11 protein-coding genes, 2 tRNA genes and 2 rRNA genes (1 of these 15 only partly in view) are annotated in these 17,805 nt (G+C 37.8%); 1 reads left to right on the top strand and 14 read right to left on the bottom strand.

The window, feature by feature from the left end:
• The 7 genes from EG344_RS08680 to folE form a co-directional block, all read right to left on the bottom strand.
• Positions 1 to 187, bottom strand: a 23S ribosomal RNA gene (locus EG344_RS08680); it reaches 2,572 nt to the left of the window's first position.
• Between the two features lie 197 nt (positions 188 to 384).
• A tRNA-Ala gene (locus EG344_RS08685) sits at positions 385 to 458 on the bottom strand.
• An 87-nt stretch (positions 459 to 545) separates the two neighbouring features.
• A tRNA-Ile gene (locus tag EG344_RS08690) sits at positions 546 to 619 on the bottom strand.
• A 214-nt stretch (positions 620 to 833) separates the two neighbouring features.
• Positions 834 to 2,350: ribosomal RNA gene (locus EG344_RS08695) — 16S ribosomal RNA — on the bottom strand.
• The 16S and 23S rRNA genes sit together here with 2 tRNA genes alongside, the layout of an rRNA operon.
• A 1,580-nt stretch (positions 2,351 to 3,930) precedes the next feature.
• Positions 3,931 to 5,397, bottom strand: coding sequence for a cysteine--tRNA ligase (gene cysS / locus EG344_RS08700; protein WP_123909113.1), 1,467 nt, complete (start codon positions 5,395 to 5,397; stop codon positions 3,931 to 3,933).
• A 123-nt stretch (positions 5,398 to 5,520) separates the two neighbouring features.
• Positions 5,521 to 5,952: a DinB family protein gene (locus EG344_RS08705; RefSeq protein ID WP_123909114.1), complete on the bottom strand. Its 432-nt coding sequence runs from the start codon at positions 5,950 to 5,952 to the stop codon at positions 5,521 to 5,523.
• Positions 5,952 to 6,620 carry a GTP cyclohydrolase I FolE gene (gene folE, locus EG344_RS08710; RefSeq protein ID WP_123909115.1) on the bottom strand — a complete coding sequence of 223 codons (669 nt, stop codon included), beginning with the start codon at positions 6,618 to 6,620 and terminating at the stop codon, positions 5,952 to 5,954. The genes EG344_RS08705 and folE overlap by 1 nt, the downstream gene beginning before the upstream one ends.
• Positions 6,621 to 6,720: 100 nt before the next feature.
• Between folE and EG344_RS08715 the strand changes: the two genes are divergently transcribed.
• Positions 6,721 to 7,872 carry a hypothetical protein gene (locus tag EG344_RS08715; protein WP_123909116.1) on the top strand — a complete coding sequence of 384 codons (1,152 nt, stop codon included), beginning with the start codon at positions 6,721 to 6,723 and terminating at the stop codon, positions 7,870 to 7,872.
• A 256-nt stretch (positions 7,873 to 8,128) separates the two neighbouring features.
• On the opposite strand, the gene metF is transcribed toward EG344_RS08715, so the two are convergent.
• From metF to EG344_RS24270, 7 genes are all read right to left on the bottom strand, one after another.
• The gene (gene metF / locus EG344_RS08720) at positions 8,129 to 9,088 is read right to left on the bottom strand and encodes a methylenetetrahydrofolate reductase [NAD(P)H] (RefSeq protein ID WP_110008601.1); all 960 of its coding nucleotides are present in this window, start codon (positions 9,086 to 9,088) and stop codon (positions 8,129 to 8,131) included.
• A gap of 7 nt (positions 9,089 to 9,095) precedes the next feature.
• Positions 9,096 to 11,756, bottom strand: coding sequence for a methionine synthase (gene metH, locus EG344_RS08725; protein WP_123909117.1), 2,661 nt, complete (start codon positions 11,754 to 11,756; stop codon positions 9,096 to 9,098).
• Between the two features lies 1 nt (position 11,757).
• Positions 11,758 to 12,849, bottom strand: coding sequence for a fatty acid desaturase family protein (locus tag EG344_RS08730; protein WP_123909118.1), 1,092 nt, complete (start codon positions 12,847 to 12,849; stop codon positions 11,758 to 11,760).
• An 83-nt stretch (positions 12,850 to 12,932) separates the two neighbouring features.
• The gene (locus EG344_RS08735) at positions 12,933 to 13,943 is read right to left on the bottom strand and encodes a homocysteine S-methyltransferase family protein (protein WP_068940187.1); all 1,011 of its coding nucleotides are present in this window, start codon (positions 13,941 to 13,943) and stop codon (positions 12,933 to 12,935) included.
• 95 nt (positions 13,944 to 14,038) lie between these two features.
• Positions 14,039 to 15,199, bottom strand: coding sequence for an O-succinylhomoserine sulfhydrylase (locus EG344_RS08740; RefSeq protein WP_123909119.1), 1,161 nt, complete (start codon positions 15,197 to 15,199; stop codon positions 14,039 to 14,041).
• A 122-nt stretch (positions 15,200 to 15,321) separates the two neighbouring features.
• Complete coding sequence (locus tag EG344_RS24265) at positions 15,322 to 16,860, bottom strand: ACT domain-containing protein (protein WP_228412891.1); 1,539 nt, start codon at positions 16,858 to 16,860, stop codon at positions 15,322 to 15,324.
• A 3-nt stretch (positions 16,861 to 16,863) separates the two neighbouring features.
• Positions 16,864 to 17,802, bottom strand: a complete 939-nt coding sequence (locus EG344_RS24270) for an alpha/beta fold hydrolase (RefSeq protein ID WP_228412892.1) — start codon at positions 17,800 to 17,802, stop codon at positions 16,864 to 16,866.
• Positions 17,803 to 17,805: the final 3 nt, after the last annotated feature.

Raw genomic sequence — 17,805 nt, forward strand, 5'->3', positions numbered from 1 at the left:
AGATGTTTCAGTTCTCCGGGTTTGCTCCTCTTACGAGGTGACTGGTCTTCAACCAGCCGGGTTGCCCCATTCGGACATCTGCGGATCAATTCGTGTGTGCCAATCCCCGCAGCTTTTCGCAGCTTACCACGTCCTTCGTCGCCTCTGAAAGCCTAGGCATCCGCCATACGCCCTTAACGATTTCTTTCCTAATATTAAATTAGTTCAGTATTTTTTGATAAACTCTCGTCTATCGATATTTTTATAAACTCGGCACTCGAAAGTGCTCGGTTATCTCTTTGTGATGTCTTTACCGTTAATGTCAATGATCTTTATCTATTTCTGATCTAATTCGCAAATATTGTTTTTGGCTCTATTTGCTTTTTTAAAATTAAACCATCGATGTGGAGAATAAGGGAGTCGAACCCTTGACCTCCTGCGTGCAAGGCAGGCGCTCTAGCCAGCTGAGCTAATTCCCCCTCTAGTAGACTTCAGATTTTAGATCTCAGATTACAGACTTTATTGTCTGACATCTGATGTCTTATATCTTCCCGTCTTATAATTAGTAGTCTCGGGCAGGCTCGAACTGCCGACCTCTACATTATCAGTGTAGCGCTCTAACCAGCTGAGCTACGAGACTTCATTATTAATTTTAAATTTTAAATTGAAAATTTTAAATGATTCTTTAAATCTAAAATCTATAATTTATAATCTAAAATCTCTCTATCCCTTTACTAATTTCTAGTGGGTTTTGTATTTTTAATATAATCAACCAAACAAAAAACTAAAGCTTGAACTTTAAGTAAGTTCTGTATCTTGCGATACTATTTTTTTTATCGTCTAACGACGCTCTAAAATGAGATGTTCCAGCCGCACCTTCCGGTACGGCTACCTTGTTACGACTTAGCCCTAGTTACCTGTTTTACCCTAGGCAGCTCCTATTACGGTCACCGACTTCAGGTACCCCAGACTTCCATGGCTTGACGGGCGGTGTGTACAAGGCCCGGGAACGTATTCACCGCGCCATGGCTGATGCGCGATTACTAGCGATTCCAGCTTCATAGAGTCGAGTTGCAGACTCCAATCCGAACTGAGACCGGCTTTCGAGATTTGCATCACATCGCTGTGTAGCTGCCCTCTGTACCGGCCATTGTATTACGTGTGTGGCCCAAGGCGTAAGGGCCGTGATGATTTGACGTCATCCCCACCTTCCTCTCTACTTGCGTAGGCAGTCTCACTAGAGTCCCCAACTTAATGATGGCAACTAGTGACAGGGGTTGCGCTCGTTGCAGGACTTAACCTAACACCTCACGGCACGAGCTGACGACAACCATGCAGCACCTTGAAAAATGTCCGAAGAAAAGTCTATTTCTAAACCTGTCATTTCCCATTTAAGCCTTGGTAAGGTTCCTCGCGTATCATCGAATTAAACCACATAATCCACCGCTTGTGCGGGCCCCCGTCAATTCCTTTGAGTTTCATTCTTGCGAACGTACTCCCCAGGTGGCTAACTTATCACTTTCGCTTAGTCTCTGATTCCGAAAAACCAAAAACGAGTTAGCATCGTTTACGGCGTGGACTACCAGGGTATCTAATCCTGTTCGCTCCCCACGCTTTCGTCCATCAGCGTCAGTTGTTGCTTAGTAACCTGCCTTCGCAATTGGTGTTCTAAGTAATATCTATGCATTTCACCGCTACACTACTTATTCCAGCTACTTCAATAACACTCAAGACCTGCAGTATCAATGGCAGTTTCACAGTTAAGCTGTGAGATTTCACCACTGACTTACAGATCCGCCTACGGACCCTTTAAACCCAATAAATCCGGATAACGCTTGCACCCTCCGTATTACCGCGGCTGCTGGCACGGAGTTAGCCGGTGCTTATTCGTATAGTACCTTCAGCTACCCTCACGAGAGTAGGTTTATCCCTATACAAAAGAAGTTTACAACCCATAGGGCCGTCGTCCTTCACGCGGGATGGCTGGATCAGGCGCTAACCCATTGTCCAATATTCCTCACTGCTGCCTCCCGTAGGAGTCTGGTCCGTGTCTCAGTACCAGTGTGGGGGATCACCCTCTCAGGCCCCCTAAAGATCGCAGACTTGGTGAGCCGTTACCTTACCAACTATCTAATCTTGCGCGTGCCCATCTCTATCCACCGGAGTTTTCAATAAAAAACGATGCCGTTTCTTATATTATGGGGTATTAATCTTCCTTTCGAAAGGCTATCCCCCTGATAAAGGCAGGTTGCACACGTGTTCCGCACCCGTACGCCGCTCTCAAGATCCCGAAAGATCTCTACCGCTCAGCTTGCATGTGTTAGGCCTCCCGCTAGCGTTCATCCTGAGCCAGGATCAAACTCTCCATTGTATGTTTGTCTGACTCACTCAAAGTTTTTTAACGCTTTAGTTTTTCCTTACTTGGTTGTTATATTGTATGTCAATGATCTTTATATCTTCCGCTTTTCAACGAAGCAATCTTTACTGTCAGTGTCGCTCCGTATTTGCGAGTGCAAAAGTAAAACTTTATTTTGATTCGACCAAATGTTTTGAAAGAAAATTTTAAAGTTTTTTTTAAGTAACCTTAATCTCTTTCCTAACCCTCAATCTCTCTACTCCTGCGCTCCCTTAATTGGGACTGCAAAGATACAAACTTTATTTTAACTCGCAACTTTTAAATCCTAAAAATTAAAAGTTTTTTTTTCGTCTGTCTCTTTCGTAGAGTATAATGTTTATGCTTATCTAAAAGCTCTTCTGCGCTTACTGAATCCCTTTCGTTTTTCAGTGGGGCAAAGATAGAAACTTCATCCATTACCCGCAAGTTTATTTAACATAAAATTCATACTCAGGTAATGTTTTACCCTTAAAGCACTGGTACTATGAGAGAAAAATTTTAAACATTTGTTTGGGGATTGGAGGGAAAGGGTCCAAGGGGATGAAAGTTGGGAAGAAATGGGGGTGTTTTTATATGATATATCATCTATATAATGATGAGTAATGAGTAATGGGTAATGGGTAATGAGTAATGAGTAATGGAAGGTATACATGATATATAATACATGGGGTAAGTTTTCAGAATTATTTTGAAATAGGTTTGGGCTAAAGCCAATGGCTGGGCGTTTATTTTATTTGAGTGGGCTAAAGCCCACTCCTATTGATGGATTTCTGTACGTTGGAAATTATAGATAGAGGTTTATTTTAATAATGCGGTGTTGAGATCCTTACAGGATGACAAAAATTGTGCAGAGAAAATAGATAAATAAAGAGACAGGAGGATATGATGGTTATTCTGTAAGATTATTTTATAGAAAAACGCAGTGTTTTTTTATTTCCCACAGAGGACACGGATTTTCACAGATGATAGTGCTGGTTGTATTATATGAGTAGCTTTTTATTTAATTGAAAGAGTCACTCGATCTTCTTAAAGGAATAGGTAGCTTTTGTGGGAGTTCTTACCGGAATAGAAAATTACACGTCACCAATGACAAAGACTTCAGGAGATGTTGATGTATACTTATATATAAGAAGACGGGTTTTTATAAAAACTCATTCTAATTATTAATGATATGAATGCTTACCTATGTAATAAAACCTATCCTCTATTACTTATTACTCATTATTTATAATATATGTCCACTACCCTAGCCCCGATAGTAACGGTTACCCCGCAACAGGGTTTGGAGAGGTGGAGGGTTTGAGCCTTGGAGGGTAAAGGCGTGAGGAGTAAGAGTGGATAGCGGGAAATAGCTCCGGAAAAGCTTGATTGCTTAAGTGCAGAAGATTGGAGAATTTTAGAAATGGAATAGAAAAGAGATGTATATTATATGTGGAAGAATGAAAGATTGAAATTTTTAGCCACGTGTGTGTATTTTCAAAGATAGATAAAAAAATTCCGTAAGAATCCTGAATATGGACTCTTACGGAATGATTGTAAAACTGAAGTTTATATTTTTAGTTCAGAACATACGATGTTCCGTCTCTTCCGTCTTTTAATTCTATACCTTCAGCAAGCAGTTTATCTCTGATCTGGTCTGAAAGTTCGAAGTTCTTGGATTTTCTTGCCTGATTTCTCAGTTCAATTAAAACTTTTAGGGTTTGATCCAATTTTTCATTATTGTTTTCTTCTACAGTCTGTAATCCTAACACGTCAAAGATAAAGGCATTCAATGTTGACTTTAATTCTTCGAGATCTGCTGTTGAGATCGTTTCTTTCCCATCATTTAAAGCAAAAATATATTTTACTGCTTCAAATAAGTGAGCGATTAGAACGGGAGAGTTGAAATCATCTGTTAATGCATCATAACATTTGTTCTTCCATTCTGTAAGGCTGAACGCTGATTGTTTTGTATCGTCAGGAGTAATGGAATTCAATACTTTCACAGCTTCCATCAATCTGATAAATCCTTTTTCGCTGGCAATCATTGCGTCATTGGAAATATCCAAAACACTTCTGTAATGTGCCTGCAGGAAGCAGAAACGTACAATTGACGGATGGAAAGGCTTTTCAAAGAAATCATTATCTCCTGTTACCAACTGCATCGGAAGGATATAATTTCCAGTAGATTTACTCATACGCTGTGAATTCATCGTCAACATATTGGCATGCATCCAGTAATGTACCGGTGCTGCTCCGTTGCAAGCTTTTCCCTGAGCAATTTCACATTCATGGTGTGGAAATTTCAAATCCATTCCTCCTCCATGGATATCAAAAGTTTCACCTAAATATTTAGTACTCATTGCTGTACATTCAAGGTGCCACCCCGGAAAACCTTCTCCCCAAGGAGAGTTCCATCTCATAATATGAGCGGGAGATGCTTTTTTCCAAAGGGCAAAATCCTGTGGATTCTTCTTTTCGCCTTGTCCGTCAAGATCACGGGTATTGGCAAAAAGTTCCTCTATATTACGTTTTGAAAGTTCACCATAGTTCAGGCCTCTTTTATTGTATTCCAATACATCGAAGTATACGGAGCCATTGCTTTCGTAAGCAAAGCCTGTATCTATTAACTTTTGAGTAAGCTCGATCTGTTCTACAATATGTCCTGTAGCTGTAGGCTCAATATTTGGAGGAAGCAGGTTGAACATATCCAATACTTTATGAAAATCAACGGTGTACTTTTGTACGATTTCCATAGGTTCCAGCTTTTCTAATCTGGTTTGTTTTACGAATCTGTCGTTATCAACGTTTCCATCATCGGTAAGGTGTCCGGCATCGGTAATGTTTCTTACATACCTTACTTTATATCCTAAATGGGTTAGGGAACGGTAGATAAAATCAAAGGAAAGGAAAGTTCTTACATTTCCCAAGTGTACGTTGCTGTATACTGTAGGTCCGCAGACATACATTCCTACGTTTCCTTCTAAGATGGGTTTGAATATTTCTTTTTCTGCTGTAAGCGAGTTATATATTTTTAATTGCATTTATTTTTTATTAAAAGATTCAATAGTTTTAAGATTCAAAAATTAGTTAAAATAAAGATCTGTCACAACAAATAATTGTTGTGATAAAAATTTTATGTGAAACTTTTTTAAATTTTATCATAATTAAATCGCTTCTAAATGATGCTGCAAGTGTTCTATGTAATCCTTAATGATAAACTCCAGGGTAAAAACCTGAGGTTCTGTTTTGGTGGTATCACAAGTTCTTTGTAATGCTTCATCAGGAATATTTTCTACGATGTGAACGACCTGATAGTTCAAACCTTTCCAAAGGTTGATTAATTCGGCCGTTGGAACATTCTGATAGTTCTGAGCTTTTACCCAGACATTCTGATCGTATACGATATTCTCGTTCTCTTTATATTGAGTGACTACAAATCTACGGATATTTGTAAAAGCACTGTCACAAAGATGGCCAATAATTTCTTTTTTGGACCATTTTTCAGGTGATTTCTTATCAATCCATTCTTCTTCAGAAATTGTCTGGAATCTCTGAAGTTCTGTATCTATAATATTTTTAAGGATTTGGTAGTTCATTAATAATCTAATTTTGCGTGACTTCCTACATAATGTAAGAATTCCTGCCTTGTGATAGGATTTGTTCTGAAAATTCCACTTAATTCTGCCGTGATGGTAGAACTTGCTGTGTCTTTAATTCCTCTACAGTTTACACAAAGATGTTTTGCATCTATAATACAAGCGACATCTTTTGTTCCTAAAGCTTCTTTCAGAGCGTCTACAATCTGCATTGTCAGCCTTTCCTGAACTTGTGGTCTTTTTGCATAGTAATCCACAATTCTGTTAATTTTTGAAAGACCGATTACTTCTCCATTGGAGATATAAGCAACGTGTGCTCTTCCTATAATAGGTAAGAAGTGGTGTTCACAAAAAGAATATACTGTGATATCTTTTTCCACCAACATCTGACGGTATTTATATTTATTGGAAAATGTAGAGATTCCAGGCTTGTTTTCTGGAAGAAGTCCTCCGAAAATTTCGTTCACATACATTTTAGCAACACGCTTTGGAGAGTCCTTCAGGGAATCATCAGTCATATCCAGTCCTAATGTTTCCATGATTTCTCCAAAAAGCTCAGTAATTTTCTCTATTTTTTCCTGTGGCGATTTATCAAAAGCATCTTCCCTTATAGGCGTATGTTCTTTTCCTGTGAAAATATCATCGTCGTTATCAGTAAAATCAACCATTTTTATTTAATTTGCAGCAAAAATACGGATAATATTGTTTCATCTATTTTAAATGGGATGAAAATCATTATCTTTTATAACCTACTCTGATTAAAACTATATGATTATTGTCGAAGAAGTACAAAACAAAAACCACAAAAGGGAATTTCTGGAATTTCCCGCACAACTTTATCAACACGACAAAAATTATATACGCCCTTTAGATCAACATATTGAGGAGATCTTTGATCCTGGAAAGAACAAGTTTTTCAAAAATGGAGAATGCAAAAGATTTTTATTTAAAAAGGATAATAAGACGGTTGGAAAGGTAGCTGTTTTTATCAACAGCTGTTATGAGCAGAAGCAACTTACAGGAGGAATTGGTTTTTTTGATTGTATTAACGATCAGGAAACGGCTAATTTCATTTTTGAACATTGTAAAAACTGGCTTCAGGGAAAAGGTATGGAAGCTATGGATGGACCGATTAATTTCGGAGAGCGTGATAAATTCTGGGGACTTTTGATTGAAGGTTTTATAGAGCCTTTGTATGGGATGAATTATAATTTTCCTTATTACAAAGAGCTTTTTGAAAATTATGGATTTCAGATTTACTTTGAACAGCTTTGTTTCACCAGGCCTGTATTTGCAGAAGTTTCACGTGTTTTTACGATTGCTCATGAGAAAAACAGGAGAAATCCGGCTATTTCTGCTCAGCCTATGAAAAAGAATAACCTGCCAAAGTTTGCAAAGGACTTTACAGAGGTTTATAATAAGGCATGGGCAGCTCACGGAGAAGGAAAGCAATTGGAAGAAGGTAAGGTTTTGAAAATGTTCAATACGATGAAACCTATTATGAATGAACATATCTCATGGTTTGTGTATGAAAATGACAAGCCTATTGCCATGTGGATCAATCTTCCGGACCTCAACCAGTGGTTTAAATACCTCAACGGAAAGTTTGGCGTTTTTGAGAAGCTTAAGTTTTTGTTTTTAAAGCGATTTAAGAAGAATGAAAAAATGGTTGGTCTGGTGTTCGGCGTGGTTCCTGAATGGCAAAGGAAAGGAATTGATGGGTATATGATCTGGGAAGGTACCCAACATTTGAGAAAGCATACGGATTTTACGATTACTGAGCTTCAGTGGATTGGTGATTTTAACCCAAAGATGATTAAGATTGCAGAAACTCTTGATACCACGGTGACTAGGAAACTAGCTACTTATCGTTATTTATTTGATCGGAATAAGGAGTTTGAAAGGCATACTGTTCTTTAAGATAGGGAAGATATCGAAGTGTGATGATTGACTAAAGGTTTAGTTTAATTTTCTTGTAAGCTGCTAAGTATTTGACGCAAAGTTTTAGTTTGCTACTGTTATATTTTAAAGGGAGCGAAGGTGGAATCAACTTCATTGATTCTTTCTAAGCGAATGTATAGCCTGCGGCTTTTGCAATTTTTTCTTATACTGATTCTGATTAAAATAAAAAGCCCTGTCTTTTAAGACAAGGCTACTTTCATTTTTGGTACTTTTATTAGAATAGCTCACCGGCTACTTTTTTAATGTTATCACTTTTCCCCATTGAGTAAAAGTGTAAAACAGGAACTCCGAAATCCAGAAGTTCTTTGCACTGGGCAATGGACCATTCTATTCCGATCTGCTTAACCGCTTCATTATTTTTTGCATTCTCCACTTCATTGATAAGCTCTTCCGGAAGATCTATTTTGAATACCTGAGGCAAGATTTTCAGGTGTTTCTTCGTGGCAATCGGTTTAATTCCCGGAATAATTGGAACGGTAATTCCCATTTCTCTTGCTTTCTGAACGAATTCAATATACTTTTTATTGTCAAAAAACATTTGAGTCACGATATAATCTGCTCCGGCATCTACTTTTTGTTTCAGCCACTTCAGGTCGTAATTCATAGAAGGTGCTTCCATGTGTTTTTCAGGGTAACCTGCTACTCCAATGCAGAATTTATTAAGTTCATCACAAACCTGTTCTTCGTTGTGAAGGTATTTTCCTCTTCCCAGATCATTAATCTGGTTCACAAGATCCATCGCACTGGCATGCCCTCCCTGAGTAGGTTCAAAATACTGATGCCCTTTCATAGCATCTCCTCTCAATGCCATTACATTATCGATACCCAAATACATACAGTCTACTAAAAGATATTCGGTTTCTTCTTTGGTAAAGCCTCCACATAATAGGTGTGGAACAGTATCTACATTATATTTATGCTGAATAGCTGCACAAATCCCCAATGTTCCCGGACGCATCCTTGTGATACGGCGCTCCATCAATCCATTTCCTTTATCCAAATAAATATATTCTTCTCTTGAAGTAGTAACATCAATGAATGGTGGTTTGAACTCCATCAAAGGATCTATATTCGTGTATAGGTCTTCAATACCAATTCCCTTTTGTGGCGGAACAACTTCTAAGGAGAATAAAGTTTTTCCATTTGCATTTTTAATGTGCTCTGTTATCTTCATATCAATTTTAATCTGCTAAATTTGGTGACAACCATTTTTGCGCTTCCTGAATGCTACAACTTCTTCTGTCTGCATAGTCCTTAAGCTGGTCTTCTGTAATTTTTCCTAATCCAAAATACTTGGCATGCGGGCTTCCGAAATAATATCCTGAAACGGCTGCTGTTGGGAACATCGCTAAGCTTTCTGTAAGGTATACTCCTATATTTTCTTTTACTTTTAAAAGATCCCAAATAGTACTTTTTTCCAAGTGGTCTGGGCAAGCCGGATATCCCGGTGCCGGACGAATTCCTTTATATCTTTCTGCGATCAGTTCTTCATTACTTAATTCTTCCTGAACGGCATAACCCCAGTATTCTGTTCTTACTTTTTTATGTAAAAATTCGGCGTAAGCTTCTGCAAAACGATCCGCCAGGGCTTTTACCATGATAGCATTGTAATCATCGTTGGCTTTTTCATATTCTTCTGCCAGTTCATCAGTTCCGAAACCTGTGGTTACACAAAATGCTCCCATGTAATCTGTCTTCCCTGAGCTTTGTGGAGCAATGAAGTCACTTAATGCCAGATAATCTTTTCCTTTTGATCTTTGAGCCTGCTGTCTTAGGGTTAAAAATTTAGCCTGTTCATTATTATTCTCATCAAAAATCAGAATATCATCGGATTCGTTGGAATTGGCTTTAAAGATTCCAAAGATGGCTTTTGCTGTTAATAGTTTTTCATCCAGAATTCTATTGAGAATAACCTGTGCATCTTTAAACAGTTCTTTCGCCTGTACTCCTACTACCTCATCTTCTAAGATATTCGGGTATTTCCCGTGAAGATCCCAGCTTCTGAAGAATGGAGACCAGTCAATGAAAGGTAATAATTCTCTCAGGTCCTGGTTTTCAATTACAGTGATGCCTAAATTATTCGGAGTGAAGATTTCTTCGTTTTTCCAGTCTATTTTAAACTTACTTTCTCTGGCTTCTTCAATGGAAACATAATCTTTATCAACTTGTCTGTTCAGGAATTTTTCTCTGAAATCTGAGTAGTCATTCTTCAAATCAGAAACGTATTCTTTATTTCTGTCTCCCAATAATGAGCTTACCACGTTTACAGCCCTTGAAGCATCATTAACGTGAACTACTGCATTTTTATATTTCAAATCGATTTTCACTGCGGTGTGTGCCTTTGAAGTAGTTGCACCACCTATCAATAAAGGAAAATCTAAGTTCTGTCTTTCTAATTCTGAAGCGATGTACACCATTTCATCCAAACTCGGTGTAATTAGTCCGCTTAATCCGATTACGTCTACTTTTTCTGCGATGGCAGTTTGGATAATCTTTTCAGCCGGAACCATTACGCCAAGGTCAACGATTTCATAGTTGTTACACCCTAAAACTACGCTTACAATATTCTTTCCAATATCGTGAACGTCTCCTTTTACAGTTGCCATCAGAATTTTTCCGTTCGCTGGTCTTGATCCGTCTTTTTCGGCCTCAATGAAAGGTTGTAAATAAGCAACGGCTTTTTTCATTACTCTGGCAGATTTCACTACCTGTGGCAGGAACATTTTTCCGCTTCCGAATAAATCTCCTACAACTCCCATCCCGGTCATTAGATTTACTTCAATAACGTGAAGCGGTCTTTCAGCCGATTGTCTGGCTTCTTCTACATCTTCTTCAATAAAACGGTCAATCCCTTTTACCAAAGCATAAGTAATTCTTTCCTGTAATGGGTTATTTCTCCATTCCAGATCTTCAGTCTTTTCTTTTTTGACTGATTTATGTTTTTCGGAATAATCAAGAAGTCTTTCTGTAGCGTCTTCTCTTCTATCCAGGATTACGTCTTCTACAAGTTCCAGCAATTCCTTATTAATCTCATCGTAAACTTCCAACATGGCAGGATTTACAATACCGATATTCATTCCAGCTTGAATGGCATGGTAAAGGAATACGGAGTGCATGGCTTCTCTTACGGTATCATTTCCACGGAATGAAAAGGATACATTGCTCACTCCCCCACTCACAGATGCATAAGGAAGATTTTGTCTTACCCAGCGTGTAGCTTCGATAAAATCAATAGCATTTTTTCTATGCTCATCCATTCCCGTTGCTACCGGAAAGATATTTAAGTCGAAAATGATATCTTCAGCCGGGAATCCGATTTGGTTGACCAGGATATCATAAGATCGTTTTGAAATTTCTATTCTTCGTTCAAGATTGTCAGCCTGTCCTACCTCATCAAATGCCATTACAATTACTGCGGCTCCGTATCTTTTAATTGCTTTGGCGTGTTTGATAAATTCTTCTTCGCCTTCTTTTAAGCTGATAGAGTTTACTACACATTTCCCCTGAGCCACCTGAAGTCCTGCTTCCAGAATTTCCCATTTGGAAGAGTCTACCATGATGGGGATTCTTGCAATATCCGGTTCTGAGGCGATTAGATTCAAAAATTTAATCATCGAAGCTTTCCCATCGATCAAACCGTCATCAAAGTTAACATCCAGAATCTGGGCACCTCCTTCTACCTGATGGCGGGCAATGTCTAATGCTTCAGAGAATTTCTCCTCTTTGATTAGTCTTAAAAACTTTTTGGAACCGGCAACATTGGTCCTTTCACCCACATTGATGAAATTACTTTCCGGCGTTATGATAAGAGGCTCGAGGCCTGATAATCTTAAATATTTCATTTTATTCTTCTAAAATATAGTAGGCATTATTTGCATTCTGCCTTAATAAATCCCTATGCTTGCCTAAAGCAGTGAGCAACGGAAATCTTTTGTATGCCAAGCCATGTTCTTTAGCAAATTCTTCTATCTCTTCTGTGATCTCATTATAATACATGTAGCTGTAATTGGGAAAAAGGTGGTGAGCCACATGAAAATTAAAATTTCCCAATACATTTCTTACCCACCAGTTATTTTCTTTTAAATCATTGGTCACTTCAAACTGATGATGAAGCCAGCTAAATGGAAGCCCATTGTCCTTATTCAATCTTGGAAAGGCATTATCAGGAAGAGGGTGCAAAGGCAATAGAACAAACAGGGCAAAAATACTTGCCGCAATTACCTGTAAAAACCAAGCTCCTAAAGCCAAACCAATTGATACTTTAAAGAACATAACAGGAATCGCAATCTGATAAAAAAAGTAAAATAGCTTATAACTCACCATTTTCACTTTCTCCACCACAGGTATTCTTCCCTGCGTTTTCAAAATCACTCTTTCCTTATCAAAAAAGTCTCTGAAGTCTCTTATGAACATCCAATTGAACAAATACAACGGATATACTAAAAAGAAAAACCTATGCTGATACTTCTGAACTCCTTTGGCCTTAATCCAAGGCACTATTAAAAGCAAACCACTCTGCTCAATATCGGTATCCCAACCATCCACATTCGGATAAGCATGGTGACTTGCGATGTGTCTCTTCTTCCAGATATAGGAATTAGCTCCTATGAAATCAAAAATGTGCAACACTACTCCATTCAGCTTTTTACTTTTAAAAATATTGTTATGAGCTGCTTCATGGATCAGATTTAAATAAATTAAAACCAGAGAAATTCCCATTAAAATAAAACTCAGGATATAGACCCAATGTTTTTCTGCATTCAAAAGAGCAATAAAATATAAACCAACATAGATCAGTGGCAGAAGTATCGCTTTGATCTGAATATAGATATCTCTGTTTTCAGGAATAGCTTCTATCCGTTGGTTTACTTTCTTTCTCAATTCATTAAACAACTTGGCATCATCTGAATCTTTTAAGTAACTCGGCTTTTCCATTATATTAATTTTTGTGGTTTACTTAAAGTTAATATTTATATTCCAGCCTACATTCTTGATTTTAATTAAAAAAATCTATCTAATTACACAAATTCCTTCAATTTCCTTGGTTCATATTTTTCTACAAGCTCCGCAATCGCCTTGATATGTTCCGGAGTGGTACCGCAGCAACCTCCAATAATATTAATCAATCCTTTTTCTGCATATTCTTTGATCTGTCTCGCCATATCTTCTGGTGTTTCATCATATTTTCCAAAGGCATTCGGTAATCCGGCATTGGGGTAAGCTGAAACATAGAATTCTGAATTATGAGCCAATGTTTCCAGATAAGGAGTCAGCTGATCTGCTCCTAGAGCACAGTTAAAGCCTACACTTAATAGATTCAAATGAGAAACTGAAATTAAAAAGGCTTCAGCGGTCTGTCCGCTCAAAGTTCTTCCTGAAGCATCGGTAATGGTTCCGGAAACCATAATTGGAATTTTTATTCCTCTTTCTTCCTGAAGTTCATCGATAGCAAATAAGGCAGCCTTAGCATTTAAGGTATCAAATATGGTTTCTACCAATAGAATATCTGAACCTCCGTCTAATAAAGCTTCGCATTGCTGTTTGTAAGCGACTCTCAGTTCTTCAAAAGTAATGGCTCTGTATCCCGGATCATTCACATCAGGGCTTAGGCTTGCCGTTCTGTTGGTTGGACCTATTGACCCTGCTACAAATCTAGGTTTATCCGGAGTTTTGGCTGTGTATTCATCACAGGCTTTTCTGGCAATTTTTGCAGACTCATAATTCAGGTCATACACCAGCTCTTCCATGTGGTAATCAGCCATTGCAATGGTAGTTCCGGAGAATGTATTGGTTTCAATGATATCAGCTCCTGCTTCCAGATATTTCTTGTGTACTTCTTCAATCGCCTGTGGCTGTGTAAGGGAAAGCAGGTCATTATTTCCTTTTACCGGATGTTCCCAGTCTTTGAATCGTTCACCGCGATAGTCTTCTTCTTCAAATTTGTAGCGCTGAAGCATGGTTCCCATGGCTCCGTCCAGGACGAGTATTCGTTCTTTGAGGGCTTTGTTTAGTGATTCTATATTTGTCATGTCTTTTATAGTTGTTGAGTGAGACTGATATGGTTTGGGGTCGATAGGACTTCGTTCTATCTTTGGTTAAATCGCCCTTTTGGGGCTCTTTATGATTAGTCTAAGGCTTGTTTTAAGTCTGCGATGATATCGTCTACGTTTTCTAAACCTACTGAACAACGAACTAATCCTGCTGTAATTCCTACTTCGTTTCTTTCTTCATCTGACAATTTAGAGTGGGTTGTAGATGCCGGATGGGTTACGATCGTTCTTGTATCCCCTAAGTTCGCAGAAAGTGAACACATCTGGATCTTATCCAGGAAGTTTCTTCCGCCTTCAATTCCTCCTTTTATTTCAAAAGCAACGATATTCCCCCCTAGCTTCATCTGCTTTTTAGCTACTTCATAGTTTGGATGGGATTTCAGGAATGGATATTTTACGAGTTCTACATTAGGATGACTTTCTAAAAACTCAGCGACCTTTAATGCGTTTTCACAATGCTTTTCAACTCTGATCGCTAATGTTTCAAGGCTTTTTGATAATATCCATGCATTAAAAGGAGACAACGCAGGTCCTGTATTTCTTGCGAAAAGATAAATTTCTCTGATCAGGTCTTCTTTTCCTACTGCGATTCCTCCCAAAACTCTTCCCTGCCCGTCGATCAACTTCGTTGCAGAATGTACAACAACATCCGCACCATATTTAATAGGCTGTTGAAGATAAGGAGTTGCAAAACAGTTATCTACAATAAAAATCAGATTATGTTTTTTCGCGATTTGTCCGAAAAACTCCAGATCCAGGATTTCAATTGCAGGATTGGTAGGGGTTTCAAGATATAATATCTTTGTATTTGGTTTTATATATTGTTCTACATTCTGTGCATCTTCTGCTTTGAAATAAGTGGTTTCAATATTCCATTTCGGAAAATACTTTGTGAATAAAGTGTGAGTAGATCCGAAAACGGACTGACAACTTACAATGTGGTCTCCTGCACTTAATAAAGCTGCAAATGTAGAATAGATTGCTGCCATTCCGGTTGCAAAGGCATATCCTGCTTCTGCTCCTTCCATTTTTGCAATCTTCTCTGTAAATTCAGATACATTCGGATTGGAGAAACGGCTGTACAGATTCTTAGGCTTTTCTTCAGCAAAGCTTGCTCTCATATCTTCAGCATCCTGAAAAATAAAGCTGGAAGTAAGATATAATGGTGTGGAATGCTCGTCAAACTGAGATCTCTCCGTCTGGGTTCTTATTGCTGATGTTTCGAAATTTTCCATATAGTTTTAATTGATTTACCAATGTATCAATCTAACAGTGTAACAATGAGATTCTTCGCTTTGCTCAGAATGACAATGACAGCCATTGGTAAACTGCTACATTGTTAGATTGCTACATTAATTTATTTTGTTTCACTTAGTCTTAAAATATCACCGAATACTCCTCTGGCAGTTACCTGTGCTCCGGCTCCGGCTCCCATAATCACAATTGGATTTTCACCATAACTTTCTGTATAGATCTCAAAGATGGAATCTGATCCTTTCAATTGCCCTAATGCTGATGTTGCAGGAACAGAAATCAGTTTCACATCCAGCTCACCTTTGTCTTTCTGTAAATCGCCATGTAAATCTCCCACATATCTCAACACATGACCTGGTTCCTGATTTTCTTTAATCTTCTGATATTCTTCATCAAGCTCATCTAATCTTGTAAGAAATTCTGATTTTGAAACTTCAAGTAAGCTTTCCGGAACCAGATTTTGAATGTTGATATCTTCAAATTCATTGATTAAGTCTAGTTCTCTAGCCAAAATCAATAGCTTTCTTGCCACGTCATTTCCTGACAGGTCTTCTCTTGGATCCGGTTCTGTATATCCTTTTTCTAAAGCTTCGTTGATAATTGTGGAAAACTTATCATCTCTCAAAGAGAAATTGTTGAAAACATAGCTCAATGTTCCTGAGAAAACTCCTTTGATTCTTGTGATATTCTCTCCTGAAAGGTGTAATAATTTGATGGTATCAATTAACGGAAGACCAGCTCCTACATTTGTTTCATACAGATAACGTCTATTGTTTTTACTCAACGTATATCTTAGTTTTCTGTATTCTTCAATCGGAAGGGTGTTGAAAATTTTATTGGAAGATACCAGATCAAATCCGTTTTCTGCTAATGCATGATAGTTTTTTACAAAGTCTTTACTTGCTGTGTTGTCTACAACAATGAGGTTCTCCAATTGATTTTCATTGGAAAAATTGATTAATTCCTGAACGTCCGAAGAATGCTCTGCCGTTAAAACCTCATCAGACCAATTATTGTCAAACCCTTTTTTATTGAATGCAATTTTCTTTGAATTGGCTACTGCAACAACTTTCAGATCTACTTTTTTACGTCTTTTGATCTCTTCTGAAGACTCAAGAACCTGTTCGATTAATGTTTTCCCTACATTTCCATGGCCAATAATGGCCAGATGAACGGTCTTCGGCTTTTTGAAAATCTCAGATTCTATAATATTCCTGGTTTTTTCGTCCTGTGAAGAAGTCACCACGATATTTACTCTGTTTTCACCGGCAACCTGATTTAACAGCAATGGGAAAACGTTGTTTCTTGCGAGTTCTGCAAAAATTTTGTTAGAATCTTCTGCTACAAAACCTATAACAGAAACATTGTTGATACTGTATATTTGAGATACTTTTCCTGATTTTCTTTCTGTTTCAAATTCATCAATAAGACAAGCCACTGCTTTTTCAGCATCATTTTCGTGAACTAAAATAGAAATTCCGTTTTCTATAGCTTGCTGGGAGATTACTCCCACACTGATGCGCGCTAAAGTAAGCGCTTTAAAAATTCGTCCGTCAATTCCGATTTCCCCTAAGAAATCTTCCCCTTCAAATTTGACAATTGATCTGTTCTTCAAAAATTTTATTTCTTTAGCATTTTTCATTACTTATAAAATGTTTTTTATGATATTATTTAATTGTTGATATTCCATTAGGAAGGCGTCATGCCCATGTATAGATTGGATCTCGTGATAAGAGATATTCTCCTTTTTCTTTTTCAGTTTCTCAAAACACATTCGGATTTCAGAAGCCGGGAAGAATAAATCTGTATCTACGGAGATCATGTGCATTCGTGCTTGTATATTCTCCAGAGTAGTTTCATCAGCATTGATATTCATCAGTAAATGATTCATCAGCTTGTATGCTTGTAAACTAAACCTTTCGTTTAGCGCGTTACCATGATAAACCAGCCAGTCTTCTGATTCTAAGCGTTGCCTTTCCTGATTGTATTTGTTTTGAAATCTGTCGTTAAGTGATTCCGGAGTTCTATAGCACAACATCGCATGGATTCTTGCTTTTTGTAATGGTTCTTCTTTATCATTCAATAAAAATTTCTGAACCAGACATTGTGCATGAAGCCAATCATGTGTTCTGTAATCACAGGCAATGGGAATAAAAATTTCTGCCAGCTTTGGTTGTTTTGCTAACATTTCCCATGCAATTCCTCCTCCCAGGGAGCCTCCAATAATGGTATATAAATTTTTGATATGTAGAGCTTCTAATCCTTTCAGAAAAATATTGGCTATGTCTGAAGGCGTGAAGTCTTCATAGTCTTCAATTAAAAAATGATCGTATCCGTTTCCGGGGATATTGAAACACAGAACAGTGTACTTATTAGTATCAACGATCTGATTTTCGCCTACCAATTGTTTCCACCAGCCTTTTTCTCCGGATACATTTGAATTTCCGGTAAGGGCATGATTAATTAAAATGATTGGGGCTGTAAACAGATCTTTCCCGAAAAGCTCATAGCTCAACGAGATATTGTATTCCTTTTGGGAATGGATTTGATACGAAAGATTAATATAGTTTAGTTCTGTTTTCAATTC

This window comes from Chryseobacterium sp. G0162 (assembly GCF_003815715.1).
In the GTDB taxonomy this organism is placed as follows: Bacteria; Bacteroidota; Bacteroidia; order Flavobacteriales; family Weeksellaceae; genus Chryseobacterium.